The organism is Streptomyces hyaluromycini (assembly GCF_002217755.1).
GTDB lineage: Bacteria > Actinomycetota > Actinomycetes > Streptomycetales > Streptomycetaceae > Streptomyces > Streptomyces hyaluromycini.
On the sequence record NZ_BCFL01000017.1, the window covers coordinates 100,090 to 120,157 of the forward strand.

Genomic DNA, 20,068 nt, shown 5'->3' on the forward strand with positions numbered 1-20,068 from the left:
CGACGGCTGCCGGACTCAGGCCAGCCGCCACTTCTGGTTGGACGTCCCGGCGCAGTCCCACAACTGGAGCCGGGTGCCGTTGGCGGTGCCCGAGTCCTTGGCGTCCACGCACTTGCCGATGACCGAGTTGACCAGGTCGTGGGAGCTGTTGAGGTTGAACTTCTGGGCCCAGCCGCCGTTGCAGGTCGCCAGCTGGATGGCCGCGCCGTTGTCCTGGGAGGCGTTGGCGATGTCGAGGCACAGGCCCATGGAGCGCACGCTGCCGTCGGACTTGAAGACCCACTTCTGCCAGGCGTCGCCGTCGCACCCCCACAGCCGCAGCGGGGAACCGTCCGCGCCGGCGTGGGCGCTCACCTCGACGCACTTCGAGGAGGCGTAGCCGACGATCGCGTCGCCGGACACGGTGGCCGAGGAGGCGGCATGGGTGGCGGCGGGCTTGGAGGCCGGTTTGCCCGTCGCCGTGGCGCCGGTACCGGTGGCGTGGGTGGCCTTGGTGCCGGACGCCTTGTCCGGGTGGACGGAGTCCGCCGCCGTGGACGAACCCCCGTTGGTGTGCGCGCCCTTGGCCTTGCCGGGCTTCGTGCCCTTCGGGTCGTGTGCCGGACGGCCGCTGCCGGAGGCCGACGCGGACCCGGAGCCGGTGGGCCACGCCGAGGCGCCCTCGGTGAGCTGGGGCACGACGCCGTCGCCGACGGCCGCGGCGTGCGGCGTGGCGTCGTCGTGGTCCGGCAGTGCCATGAACGCGGCGCTGCCGAGGCCGAGGACCAGCAGGACGCAGGCGGCGACCACGGCTCCGACGACCCGCGCACCGCGCTCCGGCCGGGCTTCCCCGGAGTCCGCCTGGTCCGGTGCGCCGGGCGAGTCCGGCCGCGCCGCCGGTGACCGGAACAACCCTCCGGGCTGCCCGGGCACCCCGGCCGTACCGGGCGCGGCCGCGGGCGTCGGCGTGGGCGTCGGCGTGGGCGTCGGTGCAGGCGTCGGCGTGGGTGCGGTTCCGTCATCCGGGGCGGACCCTGCCCCGCTGTGTGCCGCCGGTTCCGCAGTCGGCGCTTCGGAAGCGGGCTCCGTCCCGGTCGCTCGCGGTGACCCGGTCTCGGAGCCGGTTTCCCGGAGCCACGGCAGCGGCCGTTCCCAGACGGCCGGCTCCTCCGGCGTCTCCGGCTGCCCTGCGGTGTGCTCCATGTCTGCCTGCCCGTCTCCGCGTGTGTCGTTCCCCGGCGCGCGAATCTAGGGGGGCGGCGGCGGGCGTTCCGCCGATCGCCGCGGACTCTGCCCCGCAGGACCGGAAAGCCTTCCCCTGCGGGCCGGTGGGGGCTGGTCGCGCAGTTCCCCGCGCCCCTTACGGGGCGCTGCAGTCGCGTCAGCTACCTAGCTGCGGGCAGGCGTGCCGCAGGGCGGCACGGGTGGGCGCTGGGGGTCCCCCCGGCCGAAGGCTGGGGGAGGCACCCTGCCAGCGCCGGTAAGCGTCCGCAAACCCGTCGGCCCCCGGGCCCCCGCCCGCTACAGCGTTCCCGAGCGCAGGGCGAAGGCGACCGCGTGGGTGCGGTTGCGCAGGCCGAGGCGGTTCATCATGACGCTGACGATGCTCTTGATGGTGCGCTCGGAGTAGTTCAGCTTCTGCGCGATCTCCGTCGTCTCCAGGCCCTCGGCCAGCAGCCGCAGCACGTCGACCTCGCGGGTCTCCAGACCGGACGCGGTCAGCCCGAGCGGCCCCAGGACGTCGCGCTGGACCTCCCGTATGTGGTCGACGAGCCGGCCCTGGACCGGGAGCGGCAGCGCGGCCCCGCCGTCGGCCACCGCGCGCACCGCCTCCACGACCTTGTCGTACGTGGTGTCCTGACGCCACATCACCCCGCGCAGGCCGTGGCGCACCGCCCGGAGCAGGTGGGCGTCGCCGATGTGGCCGGTGACCAGCACGATCCCCGCACCGGGGTTGGCCGAGCGGGCGGTCACCGACTCCATCAGCAGGACCGTCTCCTCGGTGACGTCCGGCGTGATCACGAGGACCACGTCCGCGTGCCGGTGCTCCTCCTGGGGCAGCACCTTCAGCCCCGGGTATCTGCGCAGGCACGAGACTGCCCCCTCGCCGGTCATCGGGTCACCGGCGAGGACTGCGATCGAGATCATCCCCAACGTTCCTGTTTTCCTTCCGGGAGTGGACCGTCGTTCCGAAGCGGCGTACGGAGATCGTCACCGGACCGCCTTAACGCCGACTTGGCGTGTACTTGGCGAAGCTGCCCCTCCGGCCAGGCTTCGCTGTCCGCGGGGGCGGACATCGGCTCGTGCGCCGCGGGCGCGAGCGGCCTCCTGCCTACGCTCCACGCGCGGATCCCACCGCGCGCACGCCAGGAAATGCAGCAGAGCAGCAGAGCAGAAGCAGAAGAGAAGAGAGCACGTTGAGCACCGTCGTCGCCAAGCGCTCGCCGCGTGCCGAAGGCCCCCCGATGCCGGAGGGTCAGGTGGAACTGGCCGAGCCCCCGGTCCTCGGCGAACCGGCCACCGCCGACTTCGGCTCGGTGATGACGTACCTGCCGATGGGCCTGGGTGCCGGGGCCATGGTGCTGATGTACTCGGTCGGCAGCGGCGGTACGTCCATGTACATGATGACCGGGATGATGGGCATCGCCATGGTCAGCATGACGCTGACCCAGATCGGCCGGCCCGGCGCGGAGCGGCGCCGCCGGATGCGCGCCGAACGCCGGGACTATCTGCGCTACCTCGGCCAGAAGCGGGTCCAGGCCCGGCAGGCGGCCGACGGACAGCGGGCCGCGCTGCTCTGGGACAACCCCGAGGCCTCCGACCTGTGGGCGCTGGCGAGCGGGCCCCGGCTGTGGGAACGCCGGCCCGGGCACGAGGACTTCGGCCGGGTCCGGATCGGTCTCGCGACCCGCCGGGCCGCGCTGGAGTTCCTGCCGCCGCAGACCCGGCCGGTGGAGGACCTGGAGCCGCTGTGCGCGATCTCGCTGCGCCGGTTCACCAAGGCCCACCAGACCGTGCCGCTGCTGCCCGTGCCGGTCTCGCTGCGGCGCTTCACCAGCGTCGAGTTCACCGGCGAGGCCGCGGAGGCGGTGGCCCTCGCCCGGGCGATGCTCGGGCAGCTGGCGGTCCTCCACTCCCCGGACGAGTTGCGGGTGGCCGTGCTGGGCGACGAGGCCGCACGGCGCGAGTGGGAGTGGCTCAAGTGGCTGCCGCACAACGCCCATCCGGCGGAGGAGGACGCGGCGGGGGCGGTGCGGCTGGCCGCCGGGGACCATGACGAGCTGCTCGACCTGCTCGGTCCGGACGTCCGCGACCGCCCCGACCACGACGCCGCCTCCTCGCCCAGCGTGGCCGAGCCGTTCACGGTGATCGTCGCCCAGGGCGTGCGGCTCCCGTCGACCTCGCGGCTGCTGGGGGCCGGGCTGCGCGGGGTGGTGCTGCTGGACCTCACCGGCGCGGTGCCCGGCGGCCCCAAGGTGCTGCGGCTCACGGTGCGCGGCGGCCGGGTCGACTTCCCGAGCGGCGCCGAGAACGTCAGCGGCCGGGCCGACCGGCTCGGCCCCGTCGAGGCCGAGAACCTGGCGCGGGCGCTCGCCCCGATGCGCACCGGCGGCGTCGTCGACCTGGTGGACCAGCCGCTGGAGTCCGACTTCGACCTGGCCACCATGCTCGGCATCCGTGACGTACGCGGCTTCGACGTCGCGGCCAAGTGGCGTCCCCGGCTGGCCCAGGAGGCCCGGCTGAAGGTGCCGATCGGGGTCACCGAGGACGGCGAGGTCGTCGAACTGGACCTGAAGGAGTCCGCGCAGGGCGGGATGGGCCCGCACGGGCTGCTGATCGGCGCCACCGGCTCCGGCAAGAGCGAACTGCTGCGCACCCTGGTGATGGGCCTGGCCGCCACCCACTCCTCCGAGATCCTGAACCTGGTCCTGGTGGACTTCAAGGGCGGCGCCACCTTCCTCAACATGGACCGGCTGCCGCACACCTCCGCCGTCATCACCAACCTCGCCGACGAACTCCACCTCGTCGACCGCATGCGGGACTCCATCAACGGCGAGATGATCCGGCGGCAGGAGCTGCTGCGGGAGGCCGGCTACGCCTCGCTCTACGAGTACGAGAAGGCGCGCGCCGCCGGGGCGGGCACCCTGGCGCCGCTGCCCTCGCTGCTGGTCATCGTGGACGAGTTCTCCGAACTGCTCGCCAGCAAGCCCGAGTTCGTGGAGCTGTTCGTCTCCATCGGGCGGCTCGGGCGCAGCCTCGGCGTCCATCTGCTGCTGGCCTCGCAGCGGCTGGACGAGTCCCGGATCCACCGGGTCGAGGGCCATCTGTCGTACCGGCTCGCGCTGCGCACCTTCTCCTCGATGGAGTCGCGCAGCGTGATCGGCACCTCCAGCGCCTACGAGCTGCCGTCCGCGCCCGGCAACGGCTACCTCAAGGTCGACACCACCAACCTGGTCCGGTTCAAGGCCGCGTACGTCTCCGGGCCCGCGCCCGCGGCGCCGGGTCCCGAGGAGACGGCCGGGCGGCAGGGCGTCGCACGCGAGGTGACCGCGTTCGGACTGGAGCGGCACGGCCCGCCCGCCGGGGCCCGGGAGGCGGAGGAGGCCGCCCGGCTGGTCTCGCTCGCCGAGGAGAACCTGCGCGACCCGGGAGCGGAGGCCGAGGAGGAGACGGAGGACGGCGAGGACAGCCTGCTGGAGGTGTTCGTCGGGCGGCTGGAGGACAGCGGCCCGCCCGCCCGGCAGGTCTGGCTCTCCCCGCTGTCCGAGTCGCCCGGCCTGGACCAGCTGCTGCCCGGCATCGTGCCGGACCCGGAACGCGGCATGGGCGCCGCCGACCCGCAGGTGCAGGGCGCGCTGCGCGTTCCGCTGGGCATGGTGGACCGTCCGTTCGAGCAGCTGCGCGAACTGCTGACCGCCGACCTGTCCGGCGCCGACGGCCACCTCGGCCTGGTGGGCGCGCCGCAGACCGGCAAGTCGACCCTGCTGCGCACCCTGATGCTGTCGCTGGCCCTGACCCACACGCCCCGCGAGGTGCAGTTCTACTGCCTGGACTTCGGCGGCGGCGGTCTGGTCTCCACCGCCGGCCTGCCGCACGTCGGTTCCGTCGCCACCCGCCTGGAGCGCGACCGGGTGCTGCGCACCGTCGAAGAGCTGACCCAGCTCCTGGAACAGCGCGAGCAGTTGTTCACGTCCAGGGGGCTGGAGTCGATGGCCGCCTACCGGGCGCTGCGCGCGGACGGCACCATCGACGACCCGTTCGGCGACGTCTTCCTGGTCGTCGACGGCTGGGCCACGCTGCGCCAGGACTTCGACGAGCTGGAGCAACGGGTCATGGAACTCGCCGCGCGCGGCCTGTCGTTCGGCCTGCACGTGGTCGCCTCGGCGGTCCGCTGGTCCGAAGTACGGCCCCGGCTGCGGGACATGCTCGGCACCAAGCTCGAACTGCGGCTCGGCGACTCGATGGAGTCCGAGGTCGGCTCCCGTGCCGCGGCCGGTGTCCCGCACCGGCCGGGACGCGGTCTGACCAGCTCGGGACACCACTTCCTGTCCGCGCTGCCCCGGCTCGACAGCTCCTCGCGCACCGACGACCTGACGGCCGCCACCAAGGCCGCGGTCGCCGAGATCGACACGTTCTGGACCGGCCCCCGGGCCCCCGGCGTACGGCTGCTGCCGACCAGCCTCGACGCCCGCCGGCTGCCCGCCCCCGCCGACGCCCGCGACCTCAGGTTCTGCCTCGGCTGGGACGAGCAGCGCCTCGCCCCCGTCTGGCACGACTTCGGCGCCACCCCGCACCTGCTGGTCTACGGCGACGGCGAGACCGGCAAGACCAACGCCCTGCGCCTCGCCATCCGCGCCATCACCGCCCGCTACCGCCCGGAGGAGGCCAGGATCCTGCTGGCCGACCCCGGCCGCGGACTCCTCAAGGACGTCCCCGAGGAGTACCGGGTCGGATACGTCGTCGACAACGACGCCCTCGGCAAGCTCGCCGACAGCGCCGCGGTGTCCGTGGCCAAGCGGCAGCCCGGCGCCGACGTCACCCCGGAGCAGCTGGAGAAGCGGGACTGGTGGACCGGTCCGCTGCTGTTCGTCCTCGTCGACGACTACGACCTCTTCGCCGGCGCGCCCGGCACGCCCTCCGCGATGATGCCGCTGGTTCCGCTGCTCGCGCAGGGCGCCCACATCGGGCTGCACCTGGTCGTGGCCCGCTCCACCTCCGGCGCCATGCGGTCCGTGATGGACCCGCTGATCCGCCGGATGTGGGAGCTCGGCAACCCGGCGCTGCTGTTCTCCTACCCCAAGGAGGAGGGCAAGTTCATCGGCGAGGCCAAGCCCCGCACCCTGCCCGCCGGCCGGGCCCAGCTCGTCACCCGGCGCACCGTCCAGCTCGTCCAGACCGGCCTGGTGTCGGCGGCCCCCGTCCCCACAGGAGCACGATGACCACCGCCCCGGCCACCACCGGACCGACCACCACCGGCACCGCCGGCGCGGCGCCGCCCGTCCGGGTCACCGAGGTCTGCCGGCTCACCGTCGAGGCGCCGGCCGGCCGGGCCGACCTCGCCGTCCCGGTCACCACCCCGGTCTCCGCCCTGCTGCCGGTGCTGCTGCGCCAGGCCGTCGGCGACGACCTCCAGGGCACGCCCTGGGTCCTGCAACGGCTCGGCGCGGAACCCCTCGACCCGGAGGCGACCCCCGAGAGCGCCGGGCTGCGGGACGGCGATGTGCTGCACCTGCGGCCGGCCGACGCGGCGCTGCCCGCCCTGCACTTCGACGACGTCTCCGACGGCGTCGCGCACGCCGTCGGCACCGGCTCCGGCCGCTGGCACCCCGGACTCACCCGGAACCTCGGTCTCGCCCTGTCCTGCCTGGCGCTGGCCGCGCTCGCCGCCACCCTGCTCGGCGCGGGCCCCGGTCCGCTCACCTCGGCGGCGGCCGGGGCGGTCGCCCTGGTCCTGGCCGCGGCCTGCGCGACGGCGGCCCGCGCGCAGGCCGACCGCGGCGGCGTCCTGGTCACCGGGGTCGGCGCGTTCGGCTTCGCCGCACTGGCCGGGACGACCCTGCGGGAGGGCCCGTCCGGCGGGTTCGCCCCGGGCACCACGGGCACGCTGCTGGCCGCCGGGTTCGTGGTCGCGCTGGCCGGCCTGCTGCTCGCGCTGGGCGCGCTGCCCCTCGTCGTACCCGGCACCGTGCTGCTCACGGCCGTCGCCGCCGCGATCGGCGCGGGACTCGCCCGGGCCACCGGCCTGCACGGCGTCCAGGCCGCCGCGGTGGTCGCGGTGGGCCTGTTCGTCCTGGGACACCTGGCCCCCCGCCTCGCCCTGCGCACGGCCCGGCTGCGCGTACCCCAACTCCCCCACGACGCCGAGGAACTCCAGCTCGACATCGAGCCCGAGCCCGGCGAGGCCGTGGCGAACCGGGTCGCCGTCGCCACCGCCTGCCTCGACATGATCGGCATCTCCTCGGCGCTGGTGTGGGCGGTCGCCCTGTGGCTGCTCGCCGACCGGGAGCACGGCTGGGCCGGCTGGCTGCTGCCGCTCTCGCTCAGCCTCGCCGTCCTGCTCCGTGCGCGCGGCACCAACGGCACCCTCCAGCGGGTCCCCGCCGTGCTGGCCGGCGCCTACGGCCTGGGGCTCGTCCTCATCGTCCGGGTCGCGCCCACCGGCCCCGGCGGCCGGGCCGCCGTCCTCGCGGTACTGCTGGCGGCCGCCCTGCTCCTGCTGGTCGGCGCCTGGCGGCTGCCACGGGCCCGGCTCCTTCCGGTGTGGGGACACTTCGGCGACCTGCTGGAGACCGTCACGGCGATCGCGCTGCTGCCGCTGCTGCTCCAGGTGCTGCACGCGTACGGCTACTTCCGCGGCCTCGCGGGCTAGGGGCGGCGGCAGCCATGCAGACGCGACGCGATCACGTACAGGCCTACCAGTTCGCCATGGGCCGCCTCGCCTCCGCCCTGGTCAGCGGCGACCCCGGCCGGGGCGACAGCCCGACCCGGCGGTCCGCGCTCGGCTCGGTCTTCGGGGTGGGCATGGCGGTGCTGCTGTGCGCCGGGTTCGGGGTGTACGGGCTGATCTCGCCCGCCGCCAAGGAGGACTGGCGCAAGGACGGGGCGATCGTCCTGGAGGAGGACACCGGCAACCGGTACGTGTACGCGAACGGCGAGCTGCGCCCCGTACGCAACTACGCCTCCGCGCTGCTCATCGCGGGCGAGCGCACCGCGCCGGAGACGGCGTCCGCGAAGTCCCTGGCCGGGGTCCCGCACGGCACCCCGGTCGGCATCCAGGGCGCACCGGACACCGTGCCGACCGCGTCCGCACTGGCGACCGGCGCGTGGGCACGGTGCCTGCCGGGGCAGGGCGCTCAGGGCGCCAAGGAGGCGGCCGGCCACGGGCAGGCGCTCCTCTTCGGCGGTTCCGCCGCCGCGCTCGTCGCCCTGCCCGCCGACCGCCAGGTGCTGCTCACCGGGCCCGGAGACACCCGGTATCTGCTGCTGCGCGGCGTCAAGTACCCCGTCCCCGGCGACTCGACACTGATCGCCCTCGGCCTGGACGACCAGGCGGCCCTCCCCGCCACCGCCGACTGGCTGGCCGCCGTGCCCACGGGCGCCGCGCTCGCCGCACCCGTACCGGCCGGCGCCGGGAAGGCGGCCGGTCAGGTCGCCGGGCAGACCTCGAAGGTCGGCCAGCTCTTCCGCACCAGCACCGACGGCACCGGCAACACCGGCGGCACAGTGCACTACTACGTGATGCGCTCCGACGGACTCGCCCGCGTCAACGCCACCGAGTACGCCCTGCTCGCCGCCCGCCCCGGCGCTCCCGCACCGCGCCAGGTAGGGCAGTCGGACATCGCGGTCGCCCCGGTCTCGGCGGACGATGCCACGACCGGCCGGGTACCGGACCTGTCCGGTGTCCGCGCCCTGGCCGGCGGCACCGTCTGTCTGACGGAGGCGTCGGACGGCCGGGCCCGGATCACCGTGGGCACCCCCGGCGCCGGGGGGATCGTCCTGCCCGCCGGCGGCGGTGTGCTGGCCGTCCCGGACGGCTCCCCGGCGGGCGACCGGACCGAGTACCTGATCACCGAGCAGGGCCTGAAGTACCGGATCGCCGACACCGACGCCGAGCGGGCCCTCGGGTTCGGCGACGGCAAGCGCCGGCTCACGCTGCCCGCGGGCGTCCTCGCCCTCGTCCCCGACGGTCCGGCGCTCAGCCGCGCCGCCGCGGCGAAGGGCTGATCCCGGTGGCCCGGCTCCGCCTTCGCTCGACCCTCGTGGGCGACGCCCTGCTCATCCACCCCAAGGGCAGGTTCGATGACCGGGCGGCCGCGTTCGCCGGGGGGATCGCCGAGGACCCGCTGCACACCCTCGCCGTGGTGGACCTGCCCGGCAGCTCCCTCGCCACCGAGTGGCAGGCGGTGGCCCGGCTGCTGTCGGCCGCCCGGTACGGCAGCCCGCGGCTGGTCTTCGGCCGGGGCACCCCGGACGACATCCGTACGGCGTGCCGCCGCATCGCCGACCGGCTCGAACGCGAGGTGCTCGCCGCCGACGGCGACCTCGTGCCGACCGTCGGCGGCGGCCTGTTCGTGCCCGGCGACGACGGCGCCGCCTGGCTGCGGTTCCGGCCGGGCCAGGACCCCGAGCCGGTGGCGCAGCGCTTCCCCAAACCGCACTGGGAGTTCTCCGCGCCGATCCGCACCACCCGGCCGGCCGGGACCCGCATCGTCGCCCAACCGCTGCCCGCCGGCGTGTGGTTGCGCGACGCCGACCCGGACCCCCTGGCCGCGCACCACCGGCGGGCGGTCGAGGCCGTGCCCACCGACCCGCACCGCTACCTGGTCGTCCTCGGCAGCCCCGGCACCCCGCCGCTGTCCCCCGACGACGTGGCCCGCTTCTGGGACACCGTGCTCCCCGGCGCCCGCCCCGCGGTGCGCTTCGTCCTGTACGGCACCCTCGACGTCCCCGGCGACCACGCCTCCCCCGGGCAGGCACTGGCCGACGCCCTGGGCCACCCGGCCGTCCTGTACGACGGCCTGCCCTGCACCGATCCCGGCGACCGGACCGTCCCGGCCGAGACGACCTGCCTCCCCACCGGTTTCGTACCACCGGCACCGGCACCGGCACCGGACCCCGGCGAGGCCGCCGTACCGCCCCTGCCGCCCCTTCCGCTCCGGCCGCCCCTCCGCACGGAGTCCGGCGCCGACGCGTCGGCGGTGCCGCCGGACGCCTCCGCACCGGACGCCGCGTCACCCCCGTGGCACGAGGAGGCCGACGCGGCGGATCCTTCGGAGCGGTCCGCCGGGCCCGGCACCGAGGGTGCGACGGACCTCTCGGAGGCACCGACCGTTCGCAACGCGAGCAGCACCGACGCCGGGGCCGAGGCCGAGGCAGGTGGCGAGGCAGGTGGCGACAGCGGCGGCGGGGATCCGGCCGAGGAACCCGGCTCCGGCTCCGGCCCCGGGCACGGCAGCGGCGCGGCGGACCTCGGCGAGGCGCCCACCGTGCGCAGCAGATCGCGGGCCGTACGGAACGGGGCCCCGGCCAGCACGCCGGAGGCGGGAGCGGAAGCGGAAGTTGAAGCGGAGTCGGCGTCGGCGCGGGTACCGGCAACCGTGTCGGCGCCGGCATCGCAGGCGGCCCCTCAGCCCCAACCCGTCCCCGCGGCCGGACCCATGCCCTCGGCCGACGTCGCGCCCCCTGCCGAAGCCGCCCCGGCCGCCCCCTCTCCCGCCCCCGTGCAGCGGCCCGCACCGCCCGCCTCGCCGCGGTTCCGGTTGGAGTCCGCCGCGCCCGAGCCGGAGATCGACGAAACCGACGTAATCGACGTCATCGACGCGGTCGACGCGGTCGACGTAATGGCCGACGTCGGCGTTCCCGCGCCGACCGCCGGTACCGCCCCGGACCCCGGTCCCGGCCCGGCCGCCGGTCCCGCCCCGGGCCACGCCGCCGGCCACAGCGCCAGCGCTGCCGCTGTGCCGTCGGCCTCCGCGCGAGCGGGTGCGGGTGCCGTCCGGGTGCAGCCCGTGCCGCGGGCCGCGGCCTGCGCGCTGCCGCCGGAGCGGGGTGTCGCGCAGGAGCGGGACTGGATGCGCCGGACCTTCAGCGAGCAGTACAACGCCCTGGCCGGCTCCGTCTCGCGCGTGATGTCGGAGTCGCCCGGACTGCGTGGCCGGTCCAGGACGGAGGCGGCGGACGCGCTGACCGACCTGGTCGCCGTACGCCTGTACCTGTCCGGCGATCCCCGCCAGGCCGACGCAGCCGTGCGCGAGGCCGTACCCGGACCGCACGTGCCGCTGGCGCGCTGTGTGACGGCCGGGCTGCGGCGGCTGCCCTCCTACCGGGGCCCGGCCCTGCTGCGCACCCGGCTCGGTGACGCCGAGCGCGCCTGGTACCGGGAGGGCGGGCTGGCCACCGAGTGGGCGTTCTGCCACGCCCGTACGTCGCTGCACCCCGGCCCGCGCGGCAGCGGCGCCACCGACGTCCTGATCTGGTCGATGACCGCGCGGCGGACCAGTTCGCTGGACCCGGCCGTCCCCGACCGGGTGGTGTTCCTGCCGGGCACCGTCTTCAGGGTGCTGCGCGCCGAGGGCTCCGCCGTGCTCATGCGGGAGCTGTCGCCGTCGGAGGCCGCGGAGGCCGCCGCGGCCGCCGCGAACACCCGGGGCGGCCGGGGCGGCGGGGGCGACGTGGCGGCGAAGCTCGACGAGATCGCCGTCAAGGGCCTGGAGAAGATTCTGGACGCCCTGGAGCGGACCGGCACCGACGCCGCGGCCGAGAGCGCCGATCCGCCCGGACTGATCGTGACCCCCCGTGCGATCCGTACAGAAGGAGCCGAGCAGTGAGCAGGCAGATGTTGCTGGTCTCCCCGGACCGCCCGGGCGCCCACCGTACGATCGCCGGCGCGCTGGCCGAGGCCGCGGAAGGGGCGCTGATCACGGTCGCCCCGGGCCGGTACGAGGAGGCGCTGGACATCGTCTGGCCCGTGACGCTGGCCGCGGAGGGCGGTGCCGGGACCGTACGGGTGCACGCGCCCGCCGGGAGCACGGTCGTGGTGCGGGCCGAGGCGGTGCAGCTGTCCGGGCTCGTCCTGTCGGGCGACGACCGGGAGGCCCCGGTTCTCGACCTGCGGCGCGGGCAGTCTGCGCTGGACGGCTGCCGGATCGAGGGCGCGGCGTGGACGGCCGTACTCGCCTGGGACGAGGGCACGCTGGCCGCCCGCGGCTGCCGGGTGACCAACCCGCACGGCGCGGGCGTGGTGGTCACCTCGCCCGGCGGCAACGTGCTGTCCGGCACCGAGATCACCGAGGTCGGCTCCTCGGCGGTGGTGGTCGCCGAGCACGGCCGCCTCGACGTACGGGACTGCCGGTTCGACCGCCCCCGGGGCAACGGCGTCTGCGTCAACGGCAACGCCTCCGCGACCGTCGAGGCCACCCTGATCACCGGCAGCGGCAAGCCCGCCGTCGCCGTCGAGCAGGAGGCGCGCGCCGCCCTGCTCCGGGTCACCGTGACCGGCAGCACCGCGCTGGACGCGTACCTGACCGGCCGGGGCGAGACCACGCTCACCGACTGCGCGTTCTCCGGTTCGAGCGGGCAGTCCGTGCACATCGCCGACGGCGCCGCTCCGCATCTGCGGGGCTGCACGGTCACCGGCGCGGCCCGCAGCGGCGTCCAGGTCACCGGGGGCGCCCGGCCCCGCCTGGAGGACTGCGAGATCACCGGCACCCCGGTCGGGCTCCATGTCACCGGTGCGGCGACCGCCGTCAGGGCGACGGGGCTCGTCGTCCGGGACGCCGCGACCGCCGCCGTGCAGGCCGCCGACTCGGGTACGGCCGAGTTGGAGCGGCTCACCGTCACCGGCGGCGCGGGTGCCGGGGTCCGGGCCCAGGGCGGTGCCCGGGTGACCCTGCGGGACGCCGAGATCGCGATGAGCGGCGGCGGCCGGGGGACGACGGGGCCGGGGCCGGGGCTGGGGCTGACCGGGTCGGCGAGCGCGTTCGTGGCCGGCTCCGTCCTGCGCGGGTGCGGTGCGGTCATCGGCGAGGACGCGGAACTGACCGCGCACGACTCCGAGTTCACCGGTTCGCCGGGCGACGCGGTGCGGGTGCTGGCAGGCGGCTCGTTCACCGCCGTCGGCTGCCGCATGACCGGCGCCCGGGGTCAGGGCGTCAACGCCCACGCCGACGCCCGTACCGACCTCGGCAACTGCGCGGTCCAGGACAACGCCGGCGACAGGCCTGCCGACGGCGCGGGTCAGCGTGCGGCCGACCGGGCGGGCGACCGCGCGGGCGACGGCAGGCGCGCCGGCTTCGGCGGAGACGGCGGCGGAGGCGGAGGCGGAGGCAGAGACAGGGACGGCGAAGGCTTCGGCGGGGACGGCGGCGGAGGCGGAGGCCGAGGCGGCGAAGGCTTCGGCGGAGAGGGCGGCCCGGGCGCGTCCGGGGACCCCGGGAACCCCGGTCCGCCGGCGGGCTCGGGCGGCTCCCGCTCCGCCACCGGGCCGCTCGCCGAACTCGACGCGCTGGTCGGCCTGGAGAGCGTCAAGCTGGAGGTCACCGGGCTGATCAACCTCAACAAGATGACCAAGCGGCGCACCGAGATGGGCCTGCCCATGCCGCCGATGAGCCGCCACCTCGTCTTCGCGGGGCCGCCCGGCACCGGCAAGACGACCGTGGCCCGGCTGTACGGCGCGGTCCTCGCCGAGCTCGGCATCCTCGGCCAGGGGCACATCGTCGAGGTGGCCCGCGCCGACCTGGTCGCCCAGATCATCGGCGGGACCGCCATCAAGACCACCGAGGTCTTCAACAAGGCCCTGGGCGGGGTGCTCTTCATCGACGAGGCGTACACCCTCACCAACCAGTCCCGCGGCACCGGCCCCGACTTCGGCCAGGAGGCCGTCGAGACGCTGATGAAGCTGATGGAGGACCACCGCGACGAGATCGTCGTCATCGCGGCCGGCTACTCGGAGCACATGGACCGGTTCCTCGCCTCCAACCCCGGTATGGCCTCCCGGTTCGCCCGGACCATCGAGTTCCCCAACTACGCCCCGGAGGAACTGGTCACCATCGTCCGCGGCCTGTGCGCCAAGCACTACTACGAGCTCTCCGACGACGCCCTGGACGCGCTGTCCCGCTATTTCGAGGACGTCCCCAAGGGCCCGACCTTCGGCAACGGCCGGGTCGCCCGCCAGGTCTTCGAGTCGATGATCGGCTCCCAGGCGTCCCGGCTGGCCACCCACCCCCCGGGCCACGACAGCGAACTGAGCCTCCTGACCGCAGCGGACGTCACCCCGGCACCCCGGCCACCGTCCCCCCGCCCCACCACCGACCCGACGGACACCCGTCCCCCGGCCACCACCCCCACTCCCCCACCCACACTCACCCCCGCACCGACTCCGCCTACGCTTCCGGCACCCGCACCGACTCCGCCACCGCCTCCTGCTCCGTCCCCAGCGCCCGCACCCGCACCCGCACCGACTCCGCCTCCGGCTCCGTCCCCGGCGCCCGCAGCCGCAGCCGCAGCCGCCGACGGCGAATCCGCCCCACAGGGGCCACCCGCACCCGACCACGAAACTGTCACGGGTGGTGCGGGTGGGACCACAAAGGCCGAAGGCGAAGCCGAGGCCACCCGCCACCTCACCGCCCTCACCGCCCTCACCCCCGTCACCGACGCCCTGGCCGCCCGCCTGGACACACTCGTCAAGCTCGGGCAGGGCACCGCAGGGCTGGCGGACGTGGTGCTGGAGGGCCCCCCGGGCAGCGGACGCCGGGCCGTGGCCGCCGCATACGGCAGGGCGCTGGCCGAGCTCGGGATCGTGGCATCCGGCGCGCTCACGCACGTACCGCTGTCGGCCGTCCCGGCCCGCTGGACCCCGCAGCCGCGCGCGTTTCTCGCCGACGCGTTCCGGCGCGCGGCCGGCGGCCTGCTGACGGTGGCGGCGGACCCCGCCTTCGAGTCCCGGCCGGAGGCCGAACGGCACGCGGTGGTCGACGCGTTGGCCGCGGAGACGGCGGCCCGCGGCCCGTACGGCCCGGTGCTCGTGCTCTGCGGCGGCGCCCCGCGCCTGATGGAGCTGCTGCGCACCCGTACCGATCTGGCCGGGGCGTTCGCCGAGTACCTGCGGCTGCCTGCCTGGACCGGCGCGGGTCTCGCGGAGCTGACCCGGCGGCGGCTCACGGTCCTCGGCTTCGAGGTACCCGACGACGTCCTCGCGGCGCTCGCCGCGCAGGACCCCGCGCACGGCGCGTACGGCGCACACCGGCTCGCCGACCGGATCGCCGCCCGCGCGGGCGCCCCCGCGCTGGTCCTCGCCGACCTGGCGGGCGAACTCCCGCTGGAGGACGCGCTGGTGGCCGGCTGACGGGCCGCAGGGACAGAAAATCACGGCCGGTGGGGCAGTGAGTCCGGCATCCGCCCCCTGACCGGCGCCACCCCGGACAACCATCACGAACGACGACCCCCATCGTCCCCGCCACGAGAGGAACGGCCATGGCCGCCAACACGAACACATCGGTCGACACTTCGGGCATGCGGACCGCCCAGGGCAGCTTCCAGACCGCCCTGGACGAGGTCAACGGCACGTACACCCAGATGCAGAGCCAGATCGACGCGCTGCGCTCCAGCTGGACCGGTGACGCCTCCGCCACCTTCCAGAGCGCCATGGACACCTGGCTCACCGACTTCGGCGCGGTGAAGCAGCAGTTGGAGCTGATGCTCCAGAAGCTCCAGGCCAACACCGGGAGTTACGACACCACGCACCAGAACACCACGGACGCGGCCAGCCAGCTGAGCAAGACCATGTCGGCCCCGCTGCCCGGTTTCTGACTCCCGGTCCCCACCACCCCCACACACGAGGAGCGACCCATGCCTACGTACACCGTCAACATGAACCAGGTCGAGTACGTGATCGGCGAGATGACCGCGATCAGCGGGAAGATCCAGGCGGCGCTGAGCGAGCTGGACGACAGCGCCAAGGTGCACCTGAGCGAGTGGACCAGCGACGCCCGCGCCACCTACGACGTCGCCAAGGCCAAGTGGGACGCCGCCGCAGCCGACATGGTGACCCAGGCCCAGAACGCCACCAACGCCCTCGGCCAGATCAACGAGTCCTACTACGCGGGTGAGCGGCACGGCGTGAGTCTCTGGGACCAGTGAGATGGCGAAGACGGACGCCGACAGCGTCAACAGGGACGACAACGGCGGCAACAACGACCCGAACTACAACCCCAACGACTACAACAACAGCTACAGCAGCACCGGGAACAGCAACAGCGACGACCACCACTACCACGGCGGCACGGACGTCCTGCACAGCCAGGGGATCCTCTCCGACCTGCACCCCTTCGTGCCCCCGCCGGTACCGGGCGGCGACGGGCACAACGGGACCTCGGTCAGCACGCCGTCGCTGGACCTGTTCGCCTCCAACATCGACCTGCTGATCCAGCCGGTGCGCAAGGTCGCCACCGATCTGACCGATGTCTCGGTCGCGCCGGGCGCCTTTTACCACGCCAACGTGATGCGCACGACGGTCAACGGCCCGAACGCCGACGCCGGCCTCAAGAAGAGCTACAGCGACGCCCTGTCGGCCCTGGTCCGCGGTCTGACGGACCTGCGGGACGGCGTGCGGGGGCTGAGCCAGAAGTACGCGACGACCGAGGACGCCAACGACATGACGGCCCAGGACCTCGCGGACGCCTTCACGACGACCACCGCCGACTTCAACACGATGATGACGTCCAACGGCGGCAACAACATGACCACCAACACCGGTACCGGCAACTCGAACAGCAACACCGGTAACGGCAACACCGGCAACGGCAACGGCAACACCGGTAACGGCAACTCGAACAGCACCACCTAGGCGCGCTCGGCGGGAGGGCGAAAGTGCCGGACTACAACAGCGGCGGCTTCCACCAGGGCGATGACGGAGCGATCTTCGGTGATCCCGACGGCTCGTCCAACGGAAGCGTCACGGACTACGACAACTGGGACTGGAAGCAGATCAAGGCCGCCGTCTACGGCATGTCGTCCGGAGTCTCGACCGACGCCAACCTGGCCCACGCCCGCTCCATCGCCAACCCGCAGTCGCTGCTGGACGCGGCCAACGCCTTCTACCACATCCAGCTGACCCTGGAGGGCGTCACCAAGAGCCTGGTCGACCAGGCCAAGGCGCTCGCCGGCGACAACGGCCCGTGGGGCGGCACCGCCGCCGACTCGTTCCTCGACATGATGACCAACTTCTCCCGGCAGGTGAAGGCCAACGCCGATGTGCTGTCCGGGGGTTCGACCGGCGACCACTCCGTCCCGCACCAGCTGGCCAACAACGCGATCGCGTTCCAGAGCGCGCAGAACAAGCTCGCGGAGATCGACGTGTTCTACGCCAACGAGGCCCAGCAGATGGGCGTCACGCCGATGTCCGACGGGCTGATCCCGATCAGCCAGAAGCCCGAACTCGTCGCGATGATGACCGACGACATGCGCGCCGTGCTCAAGAACCTGGCGCACTCGTACCAGGTCACCACCGACGCCATCGTGAACCCGACCCCGGTGACCTCGCCGACCGACAACCCGAACGGCTCCGGTGACGACAACGGTCTTCCGGACCCGAACGGCGATCCGAACACCGACGCAAACCTGGGCGGCGGGTCCGACTCCGGCCTCGGCGACCTCGGCGACAACGGAAACCTGTCGGACCTCTCCGGCTACCCCAACACCGACCTGGGCAGCGGGCTCGGCACCGGCGACGGCATCGGCGACGGTACCGGCGGCGTCGGGGACCTCACCGGTCTGGACGGCTCCGGCGACCCCACCTCCTACCCCGGCGACCTCGGCCTGGACGGCGGTGCGGACAGCGGGCTCGGCAGCGGTGACGGTATCGGCGATCTCGGTGATCTGGGCTCTCTCGGCAGCCTCGACCCCTCGGCCATCGACAGCGCGCTCAATCCGCTCTCCCTTCCCGGCCTGGGCAGCCTGTCCGGGCTGGGCAGCAGCGGCCTCGGGGCCGACGGGGAGAGCTCGCTGGGCGGTCTGTCCACGGCCGACCCGGCCGCCTTCGGCGACACCGGGCTGGACGACGGGCTGGGCGACGGACTGGGCAACGGTCTCACCGACGGCTTGGGCGACGGCCTCGCCGACGGCCTGTCCTCCGACGCCCTCTCCCCGTCCCAGCTGGCGACGTCCTCCGGGATGCCGTACATGCCGGGGATGGGCGGCAGCGGGGCGAACGGCGCCGGTCTCACCTCCGAGCCCACGGACGCCTCGGGGCTGCTCGACTCCAGTGCGGATCCCTGGGAGGGCGAGGAGGCCCCCGGCGACGAGGTCGGCTCGGAGCTGGGCACGGCGGCCGGCGGCGAGGGCCTCGGCACGGCCGGGATGCCGTACATGCCGGCCATGGGCGGCATGGGCGGCGCCCCCGGCGCGGGCCGGGACGGCGCCGGCGAACGCAGCGACGCCTCCGGGCTGCTCGACGGCAGCGCCGAACCCTGGGAAGGCGCGGAGGAGTCCGACGACGAGGCCGGCTCGCCCACCGGAGCCCTGCCCGGAGTGCCGTACCTGCCCGGATTCGGCATCACCACGGGCTCCGCGACCCGCGCCACCAGGGGCCGCGCGGACGACCGGGCCGACACGAGCACCGCCGAGAACGCCGACGGGAACGCGGACGAGAGCACCACCGAGAGCACCGATGTGAACGCCGGGCAGGGCGCCGTAGAGCCGGCAGCGGCCGAAGGGGGCACGGCGGCGGAGCCTGCGACGGGCACCGCCCCAGAGACCCAGACCGAGACCGCGACCGCGACCGCCCCCCGCACCGCACCGGTCGCCGTCGGATCCGACGGTCTGCCGCTGACCGCGGACCACCCCGGCGACCATGGCGACCATGGCGACCATGGCGACGACGTCGACGACGGTGCGGAGGACTTCTCCGCGTGGGAGGCCGGGACCGGCGCCGCCGGGTTCGTCCCCCTGCTGTGGGCGCTGCGCGGTGACCGCGTGCGGGAGGCGGACCCCGAGCAGGCCGAGTCCGCCGAGCCGCGCACCACCTGGCAGCCGGACCGCACCGCCGCCGGGTCACCGGCCGGCACCGGCACCGCCGCCCTCGGCGAGGCGATGTGCGGCGACGGCGGCCCCGCGCCGGAGGAGCCCGAGGCGCCCGAGGAGTCGGCGGCGGCCGGGGAGGAGCCGGACGAGGAACCGGCCGCCCGCGGCATCGCGGACCTGCTGGTCCAGCCCCAGAGCACCTGGGGCACCGTCCCCGGCGACTCCACCGCCACCCTCTGACCCGGCCCTAGAGGAGACGAGTTCCCGTGCCCAGCCCGTACGACCAGCAGATCGAGGACCTGCTGGACCAGTACCGCCGCCAGCGCGACGAGGCCGCCGCGACCCGGCGCCGGATCAACGAGACGACGGCGACCGTGACCGCCCCGCGGCAGACGGTGAAGATCACCGTCGGCGCCCAGGGGGAGGTCACCGCCATCGAGTTCCCCACCGGCGCCTACCGCCGGATGGCGCCCAAGGAGCTGGCCGACGTGCTGCTCACCACCCTGCGGCAGGCCAGGGCCGAGGCGCTGGAGGGCGTCGCCGGCGTGCTCGCCGAGCAGTTGCCGCCCGGGGTGACCGTGCCGGACCTGCTCCAGGGCCGGGTCGACCCGGCCGCCGTACTGCCCGAGGACCCGGCCATGCCGGACTCCGTACGCGACTACGTCGACCACGGCTTCCAGGGAGAGACCCATGAGTGACGGCACCTTCTCCGTCGACACCGCCAGGCTCGGCCAGTCCGCCCCGCAGATGCAGGAGCTGGCCGCGCGGATCCGCTCCATCGCCACCAAGCTGGACGGCCGGCTGGAGTCGCTCGGCGCGTGCTGGGGCGACGACGAGAGCGGACGGCAGTTCCTGGAGCAGTACGCGGAGCCCAAGCGGCAGCTCAGCGCGGGCATCACGGGCGTCGGCAACGTGCTGGACAGCACGGTCGACGGCATCCGCACCATGGCCAAGGGCTTCGCCCGGACCGAGGAGGCGAACGTGGAGGCGCTGCACGCCATCACACCGTCCACGGACTCCGTGACGACGGGCGGCGGCGACTCCTCGCCGCACCGCACCCGGCGGTGAACTC

Annotated in this window: 13 protein-coding genes; 11 read left to right on the plus strand and 2 right to left on the minus strand. The window is 74.6% G+C overall.

Features of this window, described 5'->3' with window-relative positions:
* Window positions 1-15: 15 nt before the first annotated feature.
* Complete coding sequence (locus tag SSP29_RS60880; RefSeq protein WP_275539753.1) at window positions 16-891, minus strand: ricin-type beta-trefoil lectin domain protein; 876 nt, start codon at window positions 889-891, stop codon at window positions 16-18.
* Between the two features lie 609 nt (window positions 892-1,500).
* Window positions 1,501-2,127, minus strand: coding sequence for a response regulator transcription factor (locus SSP29_RS08520; RefSeq protein ID WP_089099943.1), 627 nt, complete (start codon window positions 2,125-2,127; stop codon window positions 1,501-1,503).
* A gap of 317 nt (window positions 2,128-2,444) precedes the next feature.
* Here SSP29_RS08520 and eccCa point away from each other — a divergent pair, with 317 nt between their 5' ends.
* From eccCa to SSP29_RS08575, 11 genes are all read left to right on the plus strand, one after another.
* Window positions 2,445-6,419, plus strand: a complete 3,975-nt coding sequence (gene eccCa / locus SSP29_RS08525; protein WP_438363789.1) for a type VII secretion protein EccCa — start codon at window positions 2,445-2,447, stop codon at window positions 6,417-6,419.
* Window positions 6,416-7,849 (plus strand): type VII secretion integral membrane protein EccD, encoded by a 1,434-nt coding sequence (eccD, locus tag SSP29_RS08530; RefSeq protein WP_089099945.1) that lies wholly within the window; start codon window positions 6,416-6,418, stop codon window positions 7,847-7,849. Before eccCa ends, eccD begins: the two co-directional genes overlap by 4 nt.
* Window positions 7,850-7,863: 14 nt before the next feature.
* Entirely contained in the window at window positions 7,864-9,204 is a 1,341-nt protein-coding gene (eccB, locus tag SSP29_RS08535; protein WP_089099946.1) for a type VII secretion protein EccB, read from the plus strand.
* 35 nt (window positions 9,205-9,239) lie between these two features.
* The gene (locus SSP29_RS58355; RefSeq protein WP_150133790.1) at window positions 9,240-11,807 is read left to right on the plus strand and encodes a hypothetical protein; all 2,568 of its coding nucleotides are present in this window, start codon (window positions 9,240-9,242) and stop codon (window positions 11,805-11,807) included.
* Complete coding sequence (locus SSP29_RS08545) at window positions 11,804-15,322, plus strand: right-handed parallel beta-helix repeat-containing protein (protein ID WP_150133791.1); 3,519 nt, start codon at window positions 11,804-11,806, stop codon at window positions 15,320-15,322. Before SSP29_RS58355 ends, SSP29_RS08545 begins: the two co-directional genes overlap by 4 nt.
* Before the next feature lie 128 nt (window positions 15,323-15,450).
* Window positions 15,451-15,786 carry a WXG100 family type VII secretion target gene (locus SSP29_RS08550; protein ID WP_089099948.1) on the plus strand — a complete coding sequence of 112 codons (336 nt, stop codon included), beginning with the start codon at window positions 15,451-15,453 and terminating at the stop codon, window positions 15,784-15,786.
* A gap of 39 nt (window positions 15,787-15,825) precedes the next feature.
* The gene (locus SSP29_RS08555) at window positions 15,826-16,116 is read left to right on the plus strand and encodes a WXG100 family type VII secretion target (protein WP_089099949.1); all 291 of its coding nucleotides are present in this window, start codon (window positions 15,826-15,828) and stop codon (window positions 16,114-16,116) included.
* Between the two features lies 1 nt (window position 16,117).
* On the plus strand, window positions 16,118-16,822 hold the full coding sequence (locus SSP29_RS08560; RefSeq protein WP_089099950.1) for a hypothetical protein: 705 nt from the start codon (window positions 16,118-16,120) through the stop codon (window positions 16,820-16,822).
* A gap of 23 nt (window positions 16,823-16,845) precedes the next feature.
* Window positions 16,846-19,236: a WXG100 family type VII secretion target gene (locus SSP29_RS58365; RefSeq protein WP_150133792.1), complete on the plus strand. Its 2,391-nt coding sequence runs from the start codon at window positions 16,846-16,848 to the stop codon at window positions 19,234-19,236.
* Window positions 19,237-19,262: 26 nt separating this feature from the next.
* A complete protein-coding gene (locus SSP29_RS08570) occupies window positions 19,263-19,694 on the plus strand; it encodes a YbaB/EbfC family nucleoid-associated protein (protein WP_089099951.1) in 432 nt (143 codons plus the stop codon).
* Window positions 19,687-20,064 (plus strand): WXG100 family type VII secretion target, encoded by a 378-nt coding sequence (locus tag SSP29_RS08575; protein WP_089099952.1) that lies wholly within the window; start codon window positions 19,687-19,689, stop codon window positions 20,062-20,064. The genes SSP29_RS08570 and SSP29_RS08575 overlap by 8 nt, the downstream gene beginning before the upstream one ends.
* The last annotated feature ends 4 nt before the right edge of the window (window positions 20,065-20,068 follow it).

Coding starts and splice junctions, on each gene's coding strand:
- SSP29_RS08520 (WP_089099943.1), bottom strand. CDS start 2,127: ATGATCTCGATCGCAGTCCTCGCCGGTGACCCGATGACCGGCGAGGGG.
- eccCa (WP_438363789.1), top strand. CDS start 2,445: ATGCCGGAGGGTCAGGTGGAACTGGCCGAGCCCCCGGTCCTCGGCGAA.
- eccD (WP_089099945.1), top strand. CDS start 6,416: ATGACCACCGCCCCGGCCACCACCGGACCGACCACCACCGGCACCGCC.
- eccB (WP_089099946.1), top strand. CDS start 7,864: ATGCAGACGCGACGCGATCACGTACAGGCCTACCAGTTCGCCATGGGC.
- SSP29_RS08550 (WP_089099948.1), top strand. CDS start 15,451: ATGGCCGCCAACACGAACACATCGGTCGACACTTCGGGCATGCGGACC.
- SSP29_RS08555 (WP_089099949.1), top strand. CDS start 15,826: ATGCCTACGTACACCGTCAACATGAACCAGGTCGAGTACGTGATCGGC.
- SSP29_RS08560 (WP_089099950.1), top strand. CDS start 16,118: ATGGCGAAGACGGACGCCGACAGCGTCAACAGGGACGACAACGGCGGC.
- SSP29_RS08575 (WP_089099952.1), top strand. CDS start 19,687: ATGAGTGACGGCACCTTCTCCGTCGACACCGCCAGGCTCGGCCAGTCC.